An 18,567-nucleotide genomic window follows, 5' to 3' on the forward strand; every position below is an offset into this window, starting at 1 on the left:
ACATAGTTCTATCAAGAAACGTGTCCGCCAAAGTTCTGTTCGATAATCCGGTTACCCGAACCATCAGCAGACAATGCCGCCCACGTTTCTCTTTCTTCTGTATAAAATTGTCAAAGAACAGACAGTCTCAAAACCGTCGAAAACTCACCCGCTTAACTCCGCGACCCAATCTCAGTCATCAGAACCTTTCGGCCCAAACTCTCAATCTCGTCTCGCTCCGTCTCTGCGGTGCCGGGTATCTAATCCACAGCGCAAACCGTGTCAACCCATTTTTTTCAAGAAATTCACAGCCTTATCAACCGTTCCTTCCTCAATACATCAAGCAAACTCGCGCCCACTCAACGCCGCCAAACCAAACAATCAAAACCGAAATCTCAATCGCTTAACCCAACTCCAAGGACGAACCATTCTGTCGCTTGCGACGCTCGCCGCCCTCGGTGAGCGCCATATAGACCCCACACAACAAAACTGTCAACGTTCATTCATAAAAAAATACAAAGTTTCTTTCCAAAGGGGATATGGTGGCTTTTAACTGAATTTCAACCGTTGCGGCGGGCTGATTCCCATCTTTACGACAATGAAACGACAAGCCAATGCATTACTACTTCGGAATCGACGGCGGCGGCAGCGGATGCCGCGCAGTGCTGTCCAATCGAAACGGAGCCATTCTCGGAAAGGGAATGGCTGGTCCTGCTAATATAGGTGCGGATACGGCAAATGCCATCCTGCATATAAAGGAAGTCGCCGAGCAGGCGCGCCTTCAGGCCGACTTACCTCCTTCTATATATATAACGAGCGTTGCCGTACTTGGCCTTGCCGGTGCGAACTCACTTACCAACCATGTCGCCGTTTATAAGGAACTGCCGTTTGGTAGAAGCAGTATCGTTTCCGATACGGTAACAGCTCTGCAGGGCGCACTTGGAAATGGCGACGGTGCCATTGCGATTCTCGGAACCGGCTCGGCATTTGTGAAAAGAACCGGCGACGCGGTCGATGTTATTGGCGGGCGCGGCTTTATGCTCAGCGATCACGCAGGCGGAGCCCGTCTTGGCCGTGATCTTCTTGAGCAGACGTTGCTGGTTTCAGATGGAATCAACGACGAAACGGAATTGACCCGAAAAACTCTCGGTAATTTTGGTGACGACGCAAGGCGGATCACGCAATTTTCCCGCTCGGCAACTGCCGGTGATTATGCGGCCTTCGCCCCCATGGTGTTTGAGTTTGCAGCGAAGGGCGACCCTCTCGGCATGAAACTTGTTTCTGATGCCTGCATCATGATCAAGCGGAACCTGCGTGCCTTAGATATCAAAGCTCTGGGGCGCTTCAGCATAACCGGCGGTTTGGCGGCATCTTATGGTGCGCTCGATTTGCTACCGTATAAGGAGTTTTATACCCCGGCAAAGGGCGACAGCTTGCAAGGCGCTTTAGCTCTGGCCTTACAAAATGACAGAGATCAAGCGGCTGCGACGCGAAAGTAACTTGCCGCAAGGTGCTTTCCTCCCTAATTCTCTTGGGAATAATCATTGGTATTGGATCGTCCAAAGGACATTGCTGCAGGGATGCTATGCTAACCAAAAAAGGCAAATACGGCCTGAAAGCCATGGTTCATCTTGCCGGTGTGTCTAATGGGCAGCTAATTTCCGCAAGTGAGATTGCCGAGCGGCATCACATCCCACGCAAATTTCTCGATAACATCTTCATCGAACTACGCAATGCGGGCTTTGTGCTGAGTCGCAAAGGCAAGGGTGGCGGCTTTTGTCTGGCACGTCCCGCTAGTGAAATTCATATTGGCAATATTATCCGCGCATTGGACGGTGCGCTCGCACCCATCGCCTGCGCCAGCAAGACCGACTACCAGCCGTGCGATGACTGCGATGAGACCGAATGTGAAGTGCGGCACATGATGCTCGACGTGCGTGAAGCAATCGCCAATGTGCTCGACCATCGCACGCTTGCCGACAGCAGGGCTGCCGAAATCGCCGCGCTGTCGGCTGAGTAGTTTTTTACGCCGCGACCGACCAGCTAGGGAACGGATCACTCAGGCGCAGCCAACTTTCCGGCTTGAACACTTCTTCTGGCACCAGGCAGCCATCAAGCTCGGCGGAAATTGCGGCCCTGTTCATTGGATCGACGCCGATAAAGACGATCTCCTGCCGACGATCACCCCATTCTGCATCGAGATAGGGTTGCATTGCACGATGCCATTCCGGTTCTGCCGGCCAATAGCTGCGCGGAACTGCCGACCACCAGCGACCACGTTTGTTGGTACGGACCAGCGCACCGGCCTGGCTGAGCTCTCCAACATAGTCGGGCCTTGTCGCCAGCCAGAAAAAACCCTTGGCGCGGACAACACCCGGCCAGCTCTTATCAATAAAGGCCTGAAAGCGGGCCGGATCGAAGGGACGACGCGCACGATAGACGAATGAGTGCACGCCATATTCTTCTGTTTCAGGCACATGATCGTTAAAGCCGTGAAGCTCTTTGTACCAAAGGGGATGTTCATGAGCGCGATTGAAATCGAAGCGTCGTGTATTGAGGATCGCATCAAGTCCGACCTGACCGAAGTCCACTTCTTCAATTTGGGCATCGGGATTGAGCGACCGGATCACCTTGCGCGCAAGGTCTTGCTCCTCCGCGCTCGCAGTCGAAATCTTGTTGAGTATCACAACATCTGCGAACTCAATCTGTTCGACCAGCAGGTCGACCAGCGTACGCTCATCCTCATCGCCCAGCGATTCACCGCGGTCGCGCAGAAAATCATTTGAAGAATAATCTTTCAGCAGATTGGCTGCATCAACCACCGTTACCATCGTATCGAGGCGCGCCAGATCGGACAGGCTTTCGCCTTTTTCATCACGAAACTCAAAGGTTGCTGCCACCGGCAGAGGCTCCGATATGCCAGTCGATTCGATCAGCAGATAATCGAAACGATCCTGAGCGGCGAGCTGGGCTACCTCTTTCAAAAGATCATCTCGCAAAGTGCAGCAGATGCAGCCATTGGTCATTTCAACGAGCTGTTCCTCGGTCCGGGAGAGGTCGGCCCCGCCCTCGCGCACAAGGGCCGCATCGATATTGATTTCGCTCATATCGTTGACGATCACCGCAACACGGCGATTCTCGCGATTGTTGAGAACGTGATTGAGAAGTGTGGTTTTGCCTGCACCGAGAAAGCCGGAGAGGACAGTGACGGGAAGCCTTTTCATGGGAACTCCTTTGCTGGCGGTTGTAAGGCACGCTGCGGTTGCAGCGTTGCTGGCGATTAATGTTATATCATTACATTCAATTGGCTAAAAGGAGGCGGCAAAGCCACCTTTTGAGAGATCCAGTTAGAATATACTCGACGGGTGATCCGGCGTGAGCAGGGGCTGGTTTAACATTGGTACACTGCAAAATCCCGACCTGCACTTGAATGGAGGGATTTTCAAATCAATCATCGCGTATCTAAGATGCCGGGCCGCCCATACAGGCAGCCCGGCACCACAACAGGTCGCTTCTGGGTGGGGCCCCAGAACGAGGGTGCGACCAATGCTACTCAGACAAGCAACTCTTGAGGGAATCGGCCAGATTGCGTATGAGCTGCGGATAGAGATCCGGGCCGTCCTTCAATTCCGCGCCAAGCGGATCAAGCGTGCCGGTTTTCGCATCCGTTCCATCGATAACCGTATTGACCAGCTTTGGCTCAAACTGCGGCTCGGAGAACACGCAAACAGCGCCCAGTGATTTGATCTTTTCGTGAATATCCTTGATGCGTCCAGCACCCGGCGCCTTTTCAGGGCTCACTGTGATCGAGCCTGCAGCCTTCACGCCAAAGCGATTCTCGAAATACTGATATGCGTCATGGAAGACAATGAACGGTTTATCTTTTAGTGGTTGGAGTTCGCTGTCGATATCTTTGGTCAGCGCATCAAGCTTGTCGGCATAGTCGGCAGCATTCTTTTCATATTGCGCGGCATGTTCAGGATCGTTTTCGCTCAGAACCTTGGCGATATCACCGACGAGAACCTTGCCGTTCTGCGGATCAAGCCAGAAGTGAAGATCAAACTCGCCATGATGGTGGTGATCATCGGCTTTTTCTGATGCTTCATCGGCGTGATTATGGTCGTCATGCTTTTTTTCACGCGCATGGTCATGAGTTTCGTGCTTGTGGCCCTCATGGTCATTGTTATGCGCGTGCTCGCCTTCCTCGCCGCCATGATCGTGTGCCTCAAATGGGCCACCTTCACGGAACTTTAGCTTCGTCAGCCCGTCGGCTTCGCCAAGTGCAACAACCTTGGCACCCTCGCCCAATGTGTCGAACGGTTTGTCGAGAAACGTTTCCATCGAAGGCCCGGCCCAGAAAATCACCTTGGCATGTTCAATGGCTTCGGCATCCGATGGCTTCAGACTATAGGAATGCTCAGAGCCCGCGCCCTGAACAATGAGCTTCGGCTCGCCCACGCCCTGCATAACTGCTGCGACAAGCGAATGCAGCGGCTTGATGGAAACAACGACGCCTTCGCGCTCAGCGGCTGACGCCACTGTACCGAAAGCCGCCATAAATGCAGATGCCATAAGCAGGGAGCGGATATGTTTCATGGGTCTCTCTTGAAGAATTCGCCGAGGGGAACAACATAGATGAGTGATATGTTATTTTATTACGTCATTTGCGTTATGCTATAACGTCTGCAATAAGGAGATACAACCTCTTTTTGGAGAAATGTGCACAGCCGAGAGACGGCCAACGCAAACAGACACGAATCGTCATACTCTCCCTAATTCTTGAGACAAGAATTTTAGAACGCACGATTCATTTTCCCAAAAGCATCGTTAAAGGCAGCGAAAGCCCAAATTAGAATGGCCCAAAAGACCTCCCTCCCCGCAAATTCAAAGCGGGAACCATTGATAGAGCTGAAAGGCGCCGGCGTTTATCGCGACGGGCGATGGCTTGTGCGCAATGTCGACCTTAGCGTCCATCACGGCGAGATCGTTACGCTGATTGGACCGAACGGCGCGGGGAAAAGCACTACTGCCAAAATGGCTCTGCGCGTTTTGAAGCCCGATGAGGGCGCGATCGCCCATAAAAGCGGCCTTCGCATCGGCTATGTGCCGCAGAAGATCAATATTGATCGTACCATGCCGCTCTCAGTCGAGCGCCTGATGACACTGACTGGCCCCCTCGGCAAAAGTGAAATTGCGGATGCCCTTCAGGCGGTCGGCATTTCCCATCTCCTGAAAGCCGAAATTGCCAATCTTTCCGGTGGCGAGTTTCAGCGCGCCCTCATGGCGCGCGCTTTAGCACGCAAACCCGACATTATGGTATTGGATGAGCCGGTACAGGGCGTCGATTTTTCCGGTGAAGCCGCTCTTTACGAGCTGATTGCAAAATTGCGCGATGATTCCGGTTGCGGTGTCCTGCTGATTTCACACGATCTGCATCTGGTGATGGCAGCAACAGATCGCGTTATCTGCTTAAACGGCCATGTCTGTTGCAGTGGAACACCGCGCGATGTGACCTCAAGCCCCGAATATACGCGACTTTTCGGCAGCAGAGCGGTCGCTCCTCTTGCTGTCTATGAACATCACCACGATCATACCCACCTGCCCGATGGCCGCGTACTCCATGCCGATGGTTCTGTAACAGATCATTGCCATGCCGATGACGGCCATCATAACGACCATGATGGGCACAATCACGGTGGGAACGGGCACGAGGGCCACCATCATCATGAGGAGAAGCCACATGCTTGATGACTTTTTCACCCGCGCCCTTATTGCCGGTGTCGGTCTTGCACTGACCACGGGTCCGCTTGGCTGTTTCATTGTGTGGCGCCGCATGGCCTATTTTGGCGACACGATGGCCCACTCAGCGCTGCTGGGTGTGGCGCTGGCGCTGATCTTCGACATCAACCTAATGATCGGGGTTTTTGCCGTTTCCGTCATGATTTCGGCAATTCTTCTGCTTCTGCAGCGACGCCATACTTTGTCGGCAGATTCCCTGCTCGGCATTCTGTCCCATGCGACCTTGTCACTTGGTCTGGTAATCGTAGCCTTCATGACCTGGGTGCGTATCGATCTCCTCTCATTCCTTTTCGGCGATCTGCTTGCAGTTTCGCGGATCGACATTGCCTTTATCTATGGCGGCGGCATTCTCGTTCTGGGTGTCATTGCCTGGCTCTGGCGCCCATTGCTGGCCGCAACCGTCAGCGAGGACATTGCGCGTGCGGAAGGAATGAACCCTGCCGTCTCACGGATCGTCTTCATGCTGCTTCTGGCAATTGTGATTGCAATTGCGATGAAGATCGTCGGCATTTTGCTGATTACATCGCTTCTGATCATTCCCGCAGCGACTGCCCGGCGCTTTTCCTCCACACCAGAGAGAATGGCCATTCTAGCATCTCTGATTGGTGCGCTCGGCGTCATTGGCGGGCTATATGGTTCTGTCGAGTTCGACACGCCATCTGGCCCATCGATCGTCGTTGCTACCCTTGCTATTTTCATTTTCAGCCTCTTGCCCCTACATAAAGGAGAGGCATCACTGAAACGGACCGCTGGACAATGAGCAATCATCACCACCATAACCATGCATCGCACGATTTGACCCGCAATCAGACACTTGTTTTCAACGTGTTGTCCAAGGCGGATGGACCTCTCAGCGCCTATACGATCCTCGATCAGCTTCGCGATGACGGTTTCCGTGCGCCGCTGCAGGTCTATCGCGCACTTGAAAAGCTTCTTGATTTTGGGATGGTACATCGCCTTGAAAGTCTCAATGCTTTTGTTGCATGTGCCCATCCGCAATGCCACCAGCACGGACTGATTGCTTTCGCGATTTGCGAGCAATGCGGTCAGGTGACGGAGTTCTCCGAGCCGGCCATTGAAAACCTTGTCAGTGCATGGAGCCTCCAAAGCGGGTTCAAATCACGTAAAACCACGCTGGAACTGCGTGGTCGATGTGAAAAATGCGGTGAGCACTGAACTTAGGTAACGCATACTAAAGCGATGCCTGCTATATTTTCTCTTCAAGGGGAACAGCAGGCAGAAATTCATGGTACGCAACAAGCCGTCTCAGGAACGACGTAGGGAGGAACGACAGCGTACACGGCTGCGGTCAGGAAAAGTTATCGATCTTGATGGTCGGTTCATTATCGAGTGCCAATTCTGCGACATTGCTCCACACGGCGCACGATTGAGAATAACCGAAGTTCCGAATCTTCCAGAGCGGTTCTGGCTTTTTGACGATCATTACGCGCGAGCAATTCTGGCGCAGATCGTCTGGCGTGAAAAACGTGAAGTCGGCGTTCAGTTTACCGTAGACCCTTCCCTGCCCCCTTTGGATGACGAACGTCTGAGCCAGCTGGCAGGAAAATACTATTCACTCTAACTCTTTATTTTTTATTGGATTATCCAGCACAAAATTGCTTCGCACTTTTGCCGGAACGCTGTAATTTAGTGTTCAGTCGACGCCTGCTTACCCGCTGCATTGGGTGATACAGCTCCGCCACGCATATTCATGGCGCGGATTTCTTCAGCGGAAATATAATTGAACTGCTCGACGAGCAGGTCCTTGATGACCGGCTCTGGAAAACGTGCATTCAAATCGCTGATCACCGATGCGCGAACATCCTCGAACTTCACTTTCTCGACTTCTTTCGTATCCGAATAGCTGCCGTAGAATTTACGGAAAATCTCGTCACTGATGAAATATTCGAGCGGAACCGTGATCTTTTTCCGGATATTAGAATCGATCGTATAAACCAACTGCGTTACGACATAGCCAGCAACGCTACCATTGGAGATAATAGGAACGCTCATCACATCCGTTTTGACGTAATCGAGCCCACCGAATCCTCCTGCCTCTGCTTTCACCTCACCAGATGATCCATCGTTCTGGCGAACGGCGAAAAACAGGGAGCCCAAAGCAACTGCACAGATCCAGAGGCCGATTACGATTGTGCGGATCATCTTGCGTGACCGAGCCTTGCGCTCTGCATGCTGTAAGTGCCGTCGGCATCCTGCGTTTCAAGCGCACCGCGAATAAGATCGGCCAGCTCGCCAACAGCACGCAGATGCAATTGCAGCGCTTCGCAATTCTTCTCAAGTTTCTGCTTGAGGCTATCGAGCAATGGCTGCAATCCCTTCATCGTCGCTGGTTCAGCAAGGCTTGCAGCCTTTTTAATTGCTTTGTTGAAGTCATACAGGCCCCGGCTCTTGCGTGAATTAATCTCAGCGAGATCCGGATGACCGCCTTCAAGCAGAAGACGAGTTTCAGTATCAATGACGTCCTCAAGACGCTGAATTGCACGCACGACCGGCGTGAGTACGGGCTGCTGTTCCAGGTCCTGAACCGAGCTTGCCTCCAGTGCCGCTTCCACCACTTGCGGCAGCAGGCTGATTTCGGAGCTTGTGTCAGTCATTTTCGAGTTCCTCAATTATATAGCATTTCCAGCAAAAGTGCGAAGCGGCTTTGCGTCGGATAATGCGTAAAAACAAACAGTTACAGCGGTTCCAAAGTTTCGTTCTTAGCGGGAACCGCTGTAGGTATCAGCGGGTCGCGGTTTTATTCGCCAGTCAGGTCTTGGAAGGGTTTGCTGTCCTGACCGCTCGATTTTGTGCTCGATGTTCAGCATCAGCTACGAGCGCGATCTCCACTGTCATTGTTTCCCAGTTGTTTCTGAATGAGCTGCCGTTCAAATCCGTGAACGATATCTTTTGAAACTGCGTCTGTGTTCATTCCCTGTCCCAGATCGTCGATCACGCCTCCTAAGGCCAAGGTTGACGAGTTTTCCGCGCGCACCTTCTGCGCTGCCTGCGCTTCAAGCATTTTTGCGATACCAACGCCGCCGGTATCGGCCATCTTGTTCGCCATCGCTTCGGCCATCATTGATTTCCAGTATTCGCCTGCGATGCCCTTGCCGAAGGTGGCCGTCGTATCGCTGGTAAACATCGACTGGACGAAAGATTGCAGCATGAAAGCTTCAAACTTCCGATAAGCCGGGTTGACTGTGTTCGCCCCTTGCGGATTGAACCGAACGCCTGAAGCCAGGCTTTCAGAAAAACTGACGAAGTTTTTTCCCGTATCCGTATCAGCGCCCACGGGACCAGTGCTTGCCGATATGGATTTCAGACGCTCTGCCGCAAGGCGATACGCCTGCGGGTCAGCCGCACGCGCCACGTCCATAACCAGATCTGACGGCGGATTAATCGCCATACAACTTGTCCTTCTTCATCTCTTGATTGCACATTAATCTGTCAAACTTGACTGAAGCTTGCGGTACGAATCAGTTTCAATTTTATGACAAAACCTTGGTCAACGCGGCCAGCGCAAACTCACCAGATTTATTGCAAACAACTGATTTTATTACTTTTTTTCTATCGAGATCGCGACTTATAGTCTTGCGGCGCGGTGGTTTTCCGGCTAACAAACTCTTCAATCAGGCTTGCAAGCTCTCGTCTTTCGGCATCATTGCGAACAGTTTCGAGCCGATCTTCCAAAAGTTCTACCCGACGTTGTTCTTTCAAAAGGCATATACGTTCTGATTCGAGCTGCTGCTCAATTTGGTCTGTTGCGAGCGCATTCGCCCCCAGCCGTTTGATGAGCAGAGATGGATCGACCGTAAAGGCATCGCCGTCATAACGGCGATCCTGCATGGCGATCAGCGCGTCACGTTCTTCATCCAGAACAGTCTTGCGATTGCTGGTTACAGACAGCGAGGCTTCCAGCCGTGCAGCGCCGAGCTTCTGCAAGGTGATAAGCTTTTTCAGATTACGGGCATTGGTTTGAGCCATGCAATCCTCAGAACAGATCGCGCAGCTGCGTTGCAGCTTCGCCGGTGAAAAAACGCAGCAATTCGGGCAGGATGAAGTAGACAACCAGAAGCCCCCCGCCCAGCACGAAGGGCATCGACACAAAGTAGATCGGGATCGTCGGCGTCAGCTTATTGATAAGACCGATGGCGAAATTGACCAGAATCGCAAACACGATAAAGGGTGCTGCGATGCGTAACGTCGCCAGAAATGCTGCAGAAAGCGCATCGCTGATGTCGATCATCGCAGCATCAGGCCTGAAATGCCCGTCAACAGGGATAGCCGTATAGGAGCTCAGCAGTGCTCGCAGAATTTCAAGATGCAAATCCGTGACGAAAAATAGGAATAGCGCGCTGAAAGTAACAATGGTCGCAAGCGTTGCCTGTGGTTCTGCTTCCGTAATCGCATCTGCTGGGGTACCCGAATAACCAACCGCCATTGCCATCATGTTGGCCATAAACTGCAATGCCCAAAAATAGATATGCGCCAGAATCCCGATCACCCCTCCGATGAACATTTCGCTGAGCATGAGGCGGAACATCGCGAGCGGATGGCTGCCATCAAGGCTCGGAGCAATATTTTGGATCACCAAAGGCAAGACCGCAAATGAACAGGCAAGCGCGATAAACAATCGTACCTGCAAGGGAATGCGTCCGCTTGAAATGCCGGGCATCAGCATCAGACACGCGCCAACGCGGCAGAATGCAAGCATGGCCGCAAAGACAAGTTCATTGATCGGCAGTTGCGTGATGGGCAACGGGTTCACTCCCCCGTCAGGAAATCGCGCCGAGCGATTTCACTTCGACACCACGCGCAATCTCCACATGTGAAAGCACGGGAAGCGTTGCAAACAGCCGCTCGATAATCATTCGGATGTAAGGGCGCGCTTCCGGCGAAGAAACGAGGACGAAACGCTCGCCACTATCGAAATGTTTGCGGATTGCTGTGGTTGCTTCTGTGCCGAACTGCTCAAGCTGGCGCGGGTCGATGTCAAATTCGACGATTTCACCCTTGTTGTCGCGCTTGAGGCTCTGGTGGAACACGAGGTCCCAACGATTACCCAGACGAAGCACGTTCAGAACACCATTGTCTGAAAGATCGCCGCATATCTGCTGCGCCATCCGCATCCGAACATGCTCGACGATCATCTCCGGTCGACGGACCAGAGGTGCAATTTCGGCGATGGATTCGAGAATAAGATGCAGATTGCGGATCGAGACGCGCTCCGCAAGCAACAGCTTCAAGACTGCCTGCAAACCAGAATAGGAAATATTGGCTGGGCAAATGTCATCCAGAAGCTTGCGGTATTCCGGACCAAGGCGGTCCAGCAGAATACGCATATCCTTGTAGGAGAGAAGCTGCGCCAGATTATTGCGCACGATTTCGCTAAGATGGGTAAGCAGAACCGACAAGTTGTCGACAGTCATATAGCCATCGCGGCGAAGATCTGAAGCAAAAGTCTCGGGCACGGAATAAGCACGCATACCGAAAGCTGGTTCCCGTACTTCCTCACCCGGAATGGATGGCAATGGACGCTCGCCCAACACCACGAGAATTTCACCGACCCGCAATTCATGGCTCGCAACTGCGGTACCGTGAATTTTGATGCGATAGCTCTTTGGCGGCAGCGAAATATCGTCGGTAACTTTGATCTCTGGGATGACGAAACCATATTCCTGCGCAAACTTCTTGCGCATCTTGGCAACGCGGTGCGCAAGTTCCTGCTGCGAAGCAATAAGGCGTGCGGAAAGCTGCTTGCCCAGGCAAAGTTCAATCTGTGTGGTTTCCAGCGAAGCCTTGACCGAGTTGCGTTCCAGGTCTTCTGCGTCACGCTGCTTCGACTGTGCTTCTGCCTCTTCTGCCTCGCGCTGACGCGCCTGACGGCGTGGCACGGCAATACCGACAAATGCCATCGCACCACCAAGCAGGAAGAACGGGAAAGCCGGGAGGCCTGGCATGATGCCGAGAACAAAGAGAAGGAAGGAAGCAATCAAAAGCGCCTTGGGGTAAGCGCCGAGCTGGCCAAAGATCGCCTGATCTGCGGAACCGCGGGTCCCGCCTTTGGACACCAGAAGACCTGCTGCGAGCGAAACGATCAGCGCAGGGATCTGCGTAACCAGACCGTCACCAACCGAGAGCTTGGTGAAGACGTCAGCAGCTTCCGAAATATCCATACCATGGCGGGTAACGCCAATGATAATCCCGCCGAAAATATTGACAGCGGTGATGATCAAACCGGCAATCGCATCACCGCGGACGAACTTGGACGCACCGTCCATCGAACCGAAGAACGAGCTTTCTTCTTCCAGTTCACGACGGCGATGCTGTGCCTGCTTTTCGTCGATCAGACCCGACGAAAGATCGGCGTCAATCGCCATCTGCTTACCGGGAATAGCATCGAGCGTGAAGCGGGCACCTACTTCCGCAATACGTGTCGCGCCCTTGGTGATAACCAGGAAGTTGACGATGATGAGGATGGTGAAAACCACAAGACCGATGACAAAATCACCGCCCATCACAAACTGCGAAAAGCCATGAATAACATGGCCTGCCGCCAGATAGCCCTCGTTACCATGGGTCAGGATCACGCGTGTCGTGGCAATATTGAGCGACAGACGCATCATGGTCGCAATAAGCAGCACCGTCGGGAACGCCGAAAAATCAAGCGGGCGCTGAATCCACAGCGAAACCATAAGGATAAGAACGGAGAACGCAATCGAGAAAGCAAGGCCGATATCCAGAACAACCGCTGGAACCGGCAGGAAAAGCACTGTCAAAATAATGACGATACCGGCAGCAAGGCCCATGTCGCCACCGGTCAGAATTCCACGTTTTGTCAATGGCTTAGCTACTGCCTGCTGCACGTCCGTCTCCTGTTATCAGACGGAACATAAACGACGAAGCTTGCGCGAGGGCTGCGTTAGAGCAAAAATCCTGTCGGAGTGAAACGAAGATCGATAAGATTATGTTTCCAATAAGACGGCTTAGGGCGTCGATCTGATAAAATCAGATCGGAACGCGCTCTAGAAACCCTTTTCGATGCGCGAATAGGCCAGCAGCGTGAAAGAGTTGATCTGCGCGCCAACAAATGGCGCGGTAAAGGCAAGCACCACAAAAATAACGATGATCTTCGGCACGAAAGTCAGCGTCATTTCCTGAATCTGGGTCAAAGCCTGAAAAAGCGCGATGCCGATACCTGCAAGCATTGCCGCAAGTACGGCTGGACCGCTCGCCATAAGCACGGTCCAGATCGCCGAATTTACGATATCGAGCGCATCAGCTTCGTTCACAGGTAAGGTCCTCAGCGCACAGCGCTTTTGCCCAGTTTCGGTTCAAATGAACTATCGAAACTTCGTCTCAATCTAGATTTTTAGCGCATGCGATTGTCTCAAAACCCGCAGTCGGTTTTGGAGACATCGTTTAACTGATCTTGACGCCCTGGCCGATCAGCATCGTCTTGCCGTCTTCGAGTTCAGCAAGCATCCCCGAAGACTGAATCGTGACAGACTTGACCACACCCGTAACCGCGCCGTCAGCACTCGTCAGCGTGCGACCAATCCAGCCTTCAGCCTGCGAAAGCGACGAATTGGCGATCAGCGTTTCGAGCTTGCTGTTCATCTGCACTGCCTGTTCGACATTGGAGAATGTCGCAAGCTGCGAGACATATTGCGTCGCATCCATCGGCTGTGTGGGGTCCTGGTTCTGCATCTGGGTAACGAGAAGCTTCAGAAAGGAATCATAATCCACACTCGCCTTGGCGGCGGCGGAACTGCTGCTTGATGACGAGTTTGCCGTATTGTTGGCGCCGACTGTCGATGTTGTCGTCATAGACTTGCCCCTTAGAGCGCTGTTTGTCCCAAAGGACGCTCTAGAGCATTTCCTGTTAAAGCTGAATTACTGGAAATGCTCTATCTGTTTGTTTTTACACGGCTCTGGTTCCAAAAACTGACTTAGATTCTTGGGCCGATGCCATAGGCTTTTCTGTTTGTATGGCAGGCACCGACAGGCCTTTTTCACCCATCAGCTCTGCCTCACGCTTATATTGCGTGCGAATTGTTTTCAGTGCCTCGAAGACGCGCCCGTTATGCACCAGCTCATCAACGAGCTTGAGCGCATTGAGGATTTCCGCATCCTTGAACGTCGCAAACATGCCCTTCAACATCTGTGCAAATGTGTTGCGCGCCTGTTCCCTCAGAGCCGGCTCAATCAGGATCGTCTGTGCCGCAAAATAGAGCTGACGCAGCGGGGATGTCGTCTCTTCCGGCTGCAAAACGTGGTTTTCCAGAAGAAATGTCGCGTCGTTCAAAAGCTCCAGCGAAACCTTACGGTCAGCTTTCAAAACCGCACCGTTGATATAAATCTTTTCGCCTGCACGTAGCGAAAGACGGATCGCTGATTTGCCGCTCGTCGTCATGTCAAAGTCCGTCACGTATAGATTGAGTAACCTCGATCAGAGTGTCGTAATCGGTGCTTTCACCCTGTCGAATTTGCTCGATTTCTTTGAGAATGAAGATTCCAACCGAAATGATTGCGGCTTTCAGTTCTTTTGGAAGCACATTCTCTTCTGAACCAAGATCTTCAATGATTGTGGTCCACAGCTTGGTTGTGAAGTAGGAAGCATCGATGCCCTCGCGCGATCCCGCACCATGGGCTTTCGCAGCGGCGAGCATTTCAATCGAGCGATCAAAAAGCATCCGCTCGCGTTCCTTGGCGCTCGCCATATCATCATTCATGACGTCTTCGTAGCGCAGCTGATACATTTAGTCTCCGTTTTCCGGCATCACTCGTACGAACCGCATCACGCTGCCCGATTTGTGATGTTCTTCTTCAGGTCGGGTGAGCGCCCCACCGTATTAAAAGCACGATTCGTCGACCTCATAATTGACACCGACCTTTATGCATCGAGAGAGCGTATAGCGCTCAAATGGTTTTATTTCAGATAGTTGAGCAAACTCATATTCTGCAGCTGAACAGTTAGCGCATAAGAAGTCTCGATCTGCGACATCAGCGCATTGACGCGCGTGGCAGCCTCATAAGGATCGACCGATTCAAGGTCCAGAACCGATTCATTGAGGATTTTCTGCTGCGCCCCGATCCGTGTTGTAGCGGCATTAGTGCGCTGCTGAGCGAGACCCAGCGTCGTCTGCTCAGAAGTCGTCTCCGTAATTGCCTGCGTTGTGGTCTGCATTGCCTGATTTGTCAGAGCCTGAAACGCCGAATTACTCAAGCTAATCGTTGCGAACTCGGAAACCATGACAGCAGACATTATGGTCTTGCGGAAACCATCAGCATTCGCCGAAATGGAGGTCGAAGCTGTTTCGGTCGGTGAAATGCGGCTCTTGATCACCGTATCAGAGGCATTCGACCAATTGGCATCCCAGTTAGCATCATTGAATTGCTCGGCAAAATCACCTTCAAGGAAGGTCTTCATTTGGTCGCCAGTGATATTGGCGACCTGCGGATCATCCATAGCAAAGCCGAAATGAACTTCAAATGCCTGGCGAACTGCATTCTGCGCCCGGCTGCCTTCCGTGTAGTCAGCAATCGGCTTCACATCCGTGTTGACACCTGAGAAGAGATATTCGCCGTTATAGCTGGTGTTTAGCAGGCCTGTGACTGAATCCAGCAAAGACTTTGCCACTTTCGCCGCAGTCTGGGCACTTTCAACGGTGCTGTTGGCACCTGTTAGATCACCAAGAAAATCTTGCGTGTTCTCAATAATGGTCGTGGTCGCAGTCTGTGTCGTCGTCATGCGCTGCTGCAGTAGCTTGTTCATGTCGGTGAGAACGGTAAGGCGATCATATTCTTTGCGCAGCGATATAGTCTGTCCAGCCTTGGAACCAAGCGACAAACCAACATCGAAAACCGTACCAGTGGTGGCTTCCTGCTGCGCCTTTGCAAGCTCAGCCTTCGTCTTTGCTACGAGAACCTTGAGGGCTGAAGCTGCACCATAGGTAGAAATAGATTGCGCTTTCATAAGCCTCACACCGCTCTGAGGAGTTCGTCAAGCATGGCGTTGACCGTCGTCAACACGCGGCTTGATGCCTGATAGGAATGTTCCAGATCGAGAAGCAGCGCCATTTCGGTGTTTATATCGACACCGTTGGCATTGGACAGAGCCTGATCGGCCTGAACTGCTACAGTCTGGTTATAAGAGAAATTGGCATTCGCAGTCTTGCGCTTGCCTTCCAGCCAACTGATGGACGACGCGCTGTAATCGATCAGGCTCGCATTTGAACTGAGCCCAGCCGACGAAGCGAACGTCAGTGGCTCGGAGAACGCCTCATTTAAAGCACGCAGACGATCGCTAAAGCCGCTCGCACCGGCTGAGTTATACTTGTAATTCGCGCCATTTGCACCGCCATCGCGCAGCAGCAGCGAGCTGCCGCCTTCGGCTGCAACAAACGCCGATGACACATTGATCGTGCCTGCGAGACCAGCTGCAACACCCGCGCCCGGAATGGCAGGCGAATTTGACCAGCCGAAAAGGCCTGTTAGTTTTGGACCTGCATCAGCCTGTTCGGTTTCTGCAAACATCGACACCAGACCGCGAGCGATCTCATCGAGCTGCATCTGATATTGCGGCGCAATCTGATCACGCAGCTGCAGAAGCCCGCTCAGACGGCCGGTGCCATAAGGCTGATCGAATGTTTCATGTGTAAGTGGCACACCATCGACGAGAACTGCATTGCCAGCGACACCAGCCGCCAGACCGCCAGAGGGTTCGAAGCTGATGTTGCGCGCCGTGGTTTCAAACAGCGTCACGCCATTTTCCGCAAAGATGACCATGTCATTATCGCCGCGGACCAATGTTGTAATGCCCAGTTCGCCGGAAAGCTGCTTCAGCAGTGAATCGCGCTGATCAAGAAAATCGGACACATCATTGCCGGCACGTGTGCCGCTAACGATCTGCTGATTGATCTTCTCGAACTTCACCAACACATCGTTGATATTGGCAACGGAGTCCGCGATTTCATTATCTGCATCTGTGCGCAGAGACTGGATCTGTTTCGTGCCTGTATTCAGTGCATTGGCTAGTGACTGGGCAGTCGAAACAACGCTATCACCAAGGGCCGAATTGGATGGCGAGGCAGCAAAAGTCTGGAGCGCATCGCGAAGATCGCCGATCAACGCCGAAGGCGAACCCGAGAAATTATCTGCAGAATAAAGCGACGAAAGGCGGTCAAGTCCGCCTGCAAGAATGGATGATGACGATGCAGCACTGTTTGACTGAATAAAGCGGTTGAACAACGCTTCGTCAGCGGATCGGCTTATATTGACATAAAGCGAACCATACGACCCCGAAGCCAGCGACGCAGTGCGGCGCGAGTAATCAGGATCATTGACTCCCGCAATATTGCGAGAGACGACTGACGTCTGCTTGGACGTTGCCGCAAGCGAGCTTTTGGCCGTCAGAAGAGCAGAACTAAGCGACATCTTATCCCCATCCTACATCGAACCGTCTTTGTTGCGAAAACAGTCCAGTTTTAAAACTGCAATTCCGGAGAGGCTGACCACCTCCCCGGAATTGCATCAATTTATCTTTTCAGGTTAACCAACACGTCCATCAATTCGGAGCCGGTCTGGAAGACCTTCGAATTAGCGGTGTAGCTGCGCTGAGCTTCGATCATATCAGTCAGCTCTTGCGCGATATCCGCATTGGATTCTTCAAGCGCACCTGCAGAAACCTTGCCCATGCCCCCGTTTTCAGGGAAACCTAGCTGGATATTGCCGGATTCTGCACTTGGCGAGAAAACGTTGCCGCTTATCACCGACATGCGATCCGGGCTTGCCACAGTTCCCAGTGGAATACGGTAAAGCAGCTTCTGCGAACCGTTTTCATAAAGAGCAACAACCGAACCGTCTTTACCGATATCAACCCCCTTGATAGACGAAGGGGCCTGACCGTTGATAACAGCTTCAGTGATCGTATAGTCTTTTGCGAGTTGCTTGGACGAACCAAGATTAAGGTTCAACGCCTGACCGTTATAAGCTGTCAGATCGACAGCAACGTCACCGCCAGAAAGCAGCTTACCATTTGTGCCATCGAAGTTCAGCGTTGTCGTGCCGACTTCAACACCATCTGCGGCGTTCTTAATCGAAACATCCCAGGTATTATCGGCGGTCTTGGTAAAATAGACATCCAGCGTGATCTTGCCGCCGAGATTGTCGTAAGCGATCAGCGATGTCTTGTGATTGAATTCGCCAGCAGCAGGGACCGAATCAGTAGAAGGCAGGTTGACGGTAAAGTTGCCGGCCGTGCTAGGCGTCGCAATAAGATCCGACGGCTTCACGTTTACACGTTCCAGACCGTCAAAGCTGTTGGCGACCGTATTAACATTGCCGTTAGCATCCGCAGGATAACCCATCAGGTAATAACCAGCCGTATTGACGAGATTGCCGAACTGATCCGGCACAAACGAACCTGCACGCGTGAGGTAAGGTGTGCCATCAGCGTTGCTGACGACGAAATAGCCATTGCCGTCGATTGCAAGGTCGGTCGCGGAGGCTGTCGAACGAATGCCGCCCTGATCTGAAATACCATAGCGGATATTGGTCGCGACGCTACCGGAGTTATACTGGCCTGCGGTGCTTGGCAGAACGAGCGATGAGAACTGCGCATCGGCGCGCTTGTAGCCGACCGTGCTTGCATTCGCGATATTATCTGCGACTGCCGACAAGCGGTTAGCCTGCGCGTTCATGCCTGAAACGCCGGTCCGCATCATACCGTAGAGGCTCATTGGCAACTCCTGAGAATTTGAGAATCCGCAGATAAGCTATCGG

21 protein-coding genes are annotated in these 18,567 nt (G+C 52.6%); 6 read left to right on the forward strand and 15 right to left on the reverse strand.

Features of this window, described 5'->3' with window-relative positions:
* Positions 1-593 precede the first annotated feature (593 nt).
* Together QSJ70_RS05505 and QSJ70_RS05510 are read left to right on the forward strand one after the other, a co-directional pair.
* Entirely contained in the window at positions 594-1,478 is an 885-nt protein-coding gene (locus QSJ70_RS05505; protein WP_285535101.1) for a glucosamine kinase nucleotide-binding domain-containing protein, read from the forward strand.
* 86 nt (positions 1,479-1,564) lie between these two features.
* On the forward strand, positions 1,565-1,999 hold the full coding sequence (locus tag QSJ70_RS05510) for an RrF2 family transcriptional regulator (RefSeq protein WP_285535102.1): 435 nt from the start codon (positions 1,565-1,567) through the stop codon (positions 1,997-1,999).
* Positions 2,000-2,003: 4 nt separating this feature from the next.
* Here QSJ70_RS05510 and zigA read toward each other — a convergent pair whose 3' ends face one another.
* On the reverse strand, positions 2,004-3,203 hold the full coding sequence (gene zigA, locus QSJ70_RS05515) for a zinc metallochaperone GTPase ZigA (protein ID WP_285535103.1): 1,200 nt from the start codon (positions 3,201-3,203) through the stop codon (positions 2,004-2,006).
* Between the two features lie 325 nt (positions 3,204-3,528).
* The gene (znuA, locus tag QSJ70_RS05520) at positions 3,529-4,575 is read right to left on the reverse strand and encodes a zinc ABC transporter substrate-binding protein ZnuA (RefSeq protein WP_285535104.1); all 1,047 of its coding nucleotides are present in this window, start codon (positions 4,573-4,575) and stop codon (positions 3,529-3,531) included.
* 258 nt (positions 4,576-4,833) lie between these two features.
* Here znuA and QSJ70_RS05525 point away from each other — a divergent pair, with 258 nt between their 5' ends.
* The 4 genes from QSJ70_RS05525 to QSJ70_RS05540 all read left to right on the forward strand — a co-directional run bounded on the left by QSJ70_RS05525 (position 4,834) and on the right by QSJ70_RS05540 (position 7,360).
* Positions 4,834-5,727: an ATP-binding cassette domain-containing protein gene (locus QSJ70_RS05525; protein WP_215778326.1), complete on the forward strand. Its 894-nt coding sequence runs from the start codon at positions 4,834-4,836 to the stop codon at positions 5,725-5,727.
* The gene (gene znuB, locus QSJ70_RS05530; protein WP_215778325.1) at positions 5,720-6,538 is read left to right on the forward strand and encodes a zinc ABC transporter permease subunit ZnuB; all 819 of its coding nucleotides are present in this window, start codon (positions 5,720-5,722) and stop codon (positions 6,536-6,538) included. The genes QSJ70_RS05525 and znuB overlap by 8 nt, the downstream gene beginning before the upstream one ends.
* On the forward strand, positions 6,535-6,954 hold the full coding sequence (locus QSJ70_RS05535; protein WP_215778323.1) for a Fur family transcriptional regulator: 420 nt from the start codon (positions 6,535-6,537) through the stop codon (positions 6,952-6,954). Before znuB ends, QSJ70_RS05535 begins: the two co-directional genes overlap by 4 nt.
* Before the next feature lie 70 nt (positions 6,955-7,024).
* Positions 7,025-7,360 (forward strand): PilZ domain-containing protein, encoded by a 336-nt coding sequence (locus tag QSJ70_RS05540; RefSeq protein ID WP_215778321.1) that lies wholly within the window; start codon positions 7,025-7,027, stop codon positions 7,358-7,360.
* A gap of 65 nt (positions 7,361-7,425) precedes the next feature.
* On the opposite strand, the gene QSJ70_RS05545 is transcribed toward QSJ70_RS05540, so the two are convergent.
* The 13 genes from QSJ70_RS05545 to QSJ70_RS05605 form a co-directional block, all read right to left on the reverse strand.
* Positions 7,426-7,941: a hypothetical protein gene (locus QSJ70_RS05545; RefSeq protein WP_215778320.1), complete on the reverse strand. Its 516-nt coding sequence runs from the start codon at positions 7,939-7,941 to the stop codon at positions 7,426-7,428.
* Positions 7,938-8,393, reverse strand: a complete 456-nt coding sequence (locus tag QSJ70_RS05550) for a flagellar protein FlgN (protein ID WP_215778318.1) — start codon at positions 8,391-8,393, stop codon at positions 7,938-7,940. The genes QSJ70_RS05545 and QSJ70_RS05550 overlap by 4 nt, the downstream gene beginning before the upstream one ends.
* A 212-nt stretch (positions 8,394-8,605) precedes the next feature.
* On the reverse strand, positions 8,606-9,187 hold the full coding sequence (locus QSJ70_RS05555) for a rod-binding protein (RefSeq protein ID WP_215778316.1): 582 nt from the start codon (positions 9,185-9,187) through the stop codon (positions 8,606-8,608).
* Between the two features lie 161 nt (positions 9,188-9,348).
* The gene (locus QSJ70_RS05560; RefSeq protein WP_285535105.1) at positions 9,349-9,765 is read right to left on the reverse strand and encodes a hypothetical protein; all 417 of its coding nucleotides are present in this window, start codon (positions 9,763-9,765) and stop codon (positions 9,349-9,351) included.
* A gap of 7 nt (positions 9,766-9,772) precedes the next feature.
* Positions 9,773-10,540 carry a flagellar biosynthetic protein FliR gene (gene fliR / locus QSJ70_RS05565; protein ID WP_285535106.1) on the reverse strand — a complete coding sequence of 256 codons (768 nt, stop codon included), beginning with the start codon at positions 10,538-10,540 and terminating at the stop codon, positions 9,773-9,775.
* Between the two features lie 16 nt (positions 10,541-10,556).
* Positions 10,557-12,647, reverse strand: coding sequence for a flagellar biosynthesis protein FlhA (gene flhA / locus QSJ70_RS05570; protein ID WP_502871664.1), 2,091 nt, complete (start codon positions 12,645-12,647; stop codon positions 10,557-10,559).
* 159 nt (positions 12,648-12,806) lie between these two features.
* The gene (gene fliQ, locus QSJ70_RS05575; protein ID WP_064321443.1) at positions 12,807-13,073 is read right to left on the reverse strand and encodes a flagellar biosynthesis protein FliQ; all 267 of its coding nucleotides are present in this window, start codon (positions 13,071-13,073) and stop codon (positions 12,807-12,809) included.
* Positions 13,074-13,203: 130 nt separating this feature from the next.
* Positions 13,204-13,611, reverse strand: a complete 408-nt coding sequence (gene flgD / locus QSJ70_RS05580) for a flagellar hook assembly protein FlgD (RefSeq protein WP_215778309.1) — start codon at positions 13,609-13,611, stop codon at positions 13,204-13,206.
* Between the two features lie 94 nt (positions 13,612-13,705).
* Positions 13,706-14,197 (reverse strand): flagellar biosynthesis repressor FlbT, encoded by a 492-nt coding sequence (gene flbT / locus QSJ70_RS05585; RefSeq protein WP_215778307.1) that lies wholly within the window; start codon positions 14,195-14,197, stop codon positions 13,706-13,708.
* A gap of 1 nt (position 14,198) precedes the next feature.
* Positions 14,199-14,543 (reverse strand): flagellar biosynthesis regulator FlaF, encoded by a 345-nt coding sequence (gene flaF / locus QSJ70_RS05590; protein WP_215778305.1) that lies wholly within the window; start codon positions 14,541-14,543, stop codon positions 14,199-14,201.
* A gap of 170 nt (positions 14,544-14,713) precedes the next feature.
* Positions 14,714-15,760, reverse strand: coding sequence for a flagellar hook-associated family protein (locus tag QSJ70_RS05595; RefSeq protein WP_215778303.1), 1,047 nt, complete (start codon positions 15,758-15,760; stop codon positions 14,714-14,716).
* Between the two features lie 5 nt (positions 15,761-15,765).
* Positions 15,766-17,220 carry a flagellar hook-associated protein FlgK gene (gene flgK / locus QSJ70_RS05600; protein ID WP_285535108.1) on the reverse strand — a complete coding sequence of 485 codons (1,455 nt, stop codon included), beginning with the start codon at positions 17,218-17,220 and terminating at the stop codon, positions 15,766-15,768.
* Between the two features lie 101 nt (positions 17,221-17,321).
* Positions 17,322-18,524, reverse strand: coding sequence for a flagellar hook protein FlgE (locus QSJ70_RS05605; protein WP_285535109.1), 1,203 nt, complete (start codon positions 18,522-18,524; stop codon positions 17,322-17,324).
* Between the last annotated feature and the right edge of the window lie 43 nt (positions 18,525-18,567).

It is taken from the genome of Brucella sp. NBRC 12950, assembly GCF_030268145.1.
Classification (GTDB): Bacteria; Pseudomonadota; Alphaproteobacteria; order Rhizobiales; family Rhizobiaceae; genus Brucella.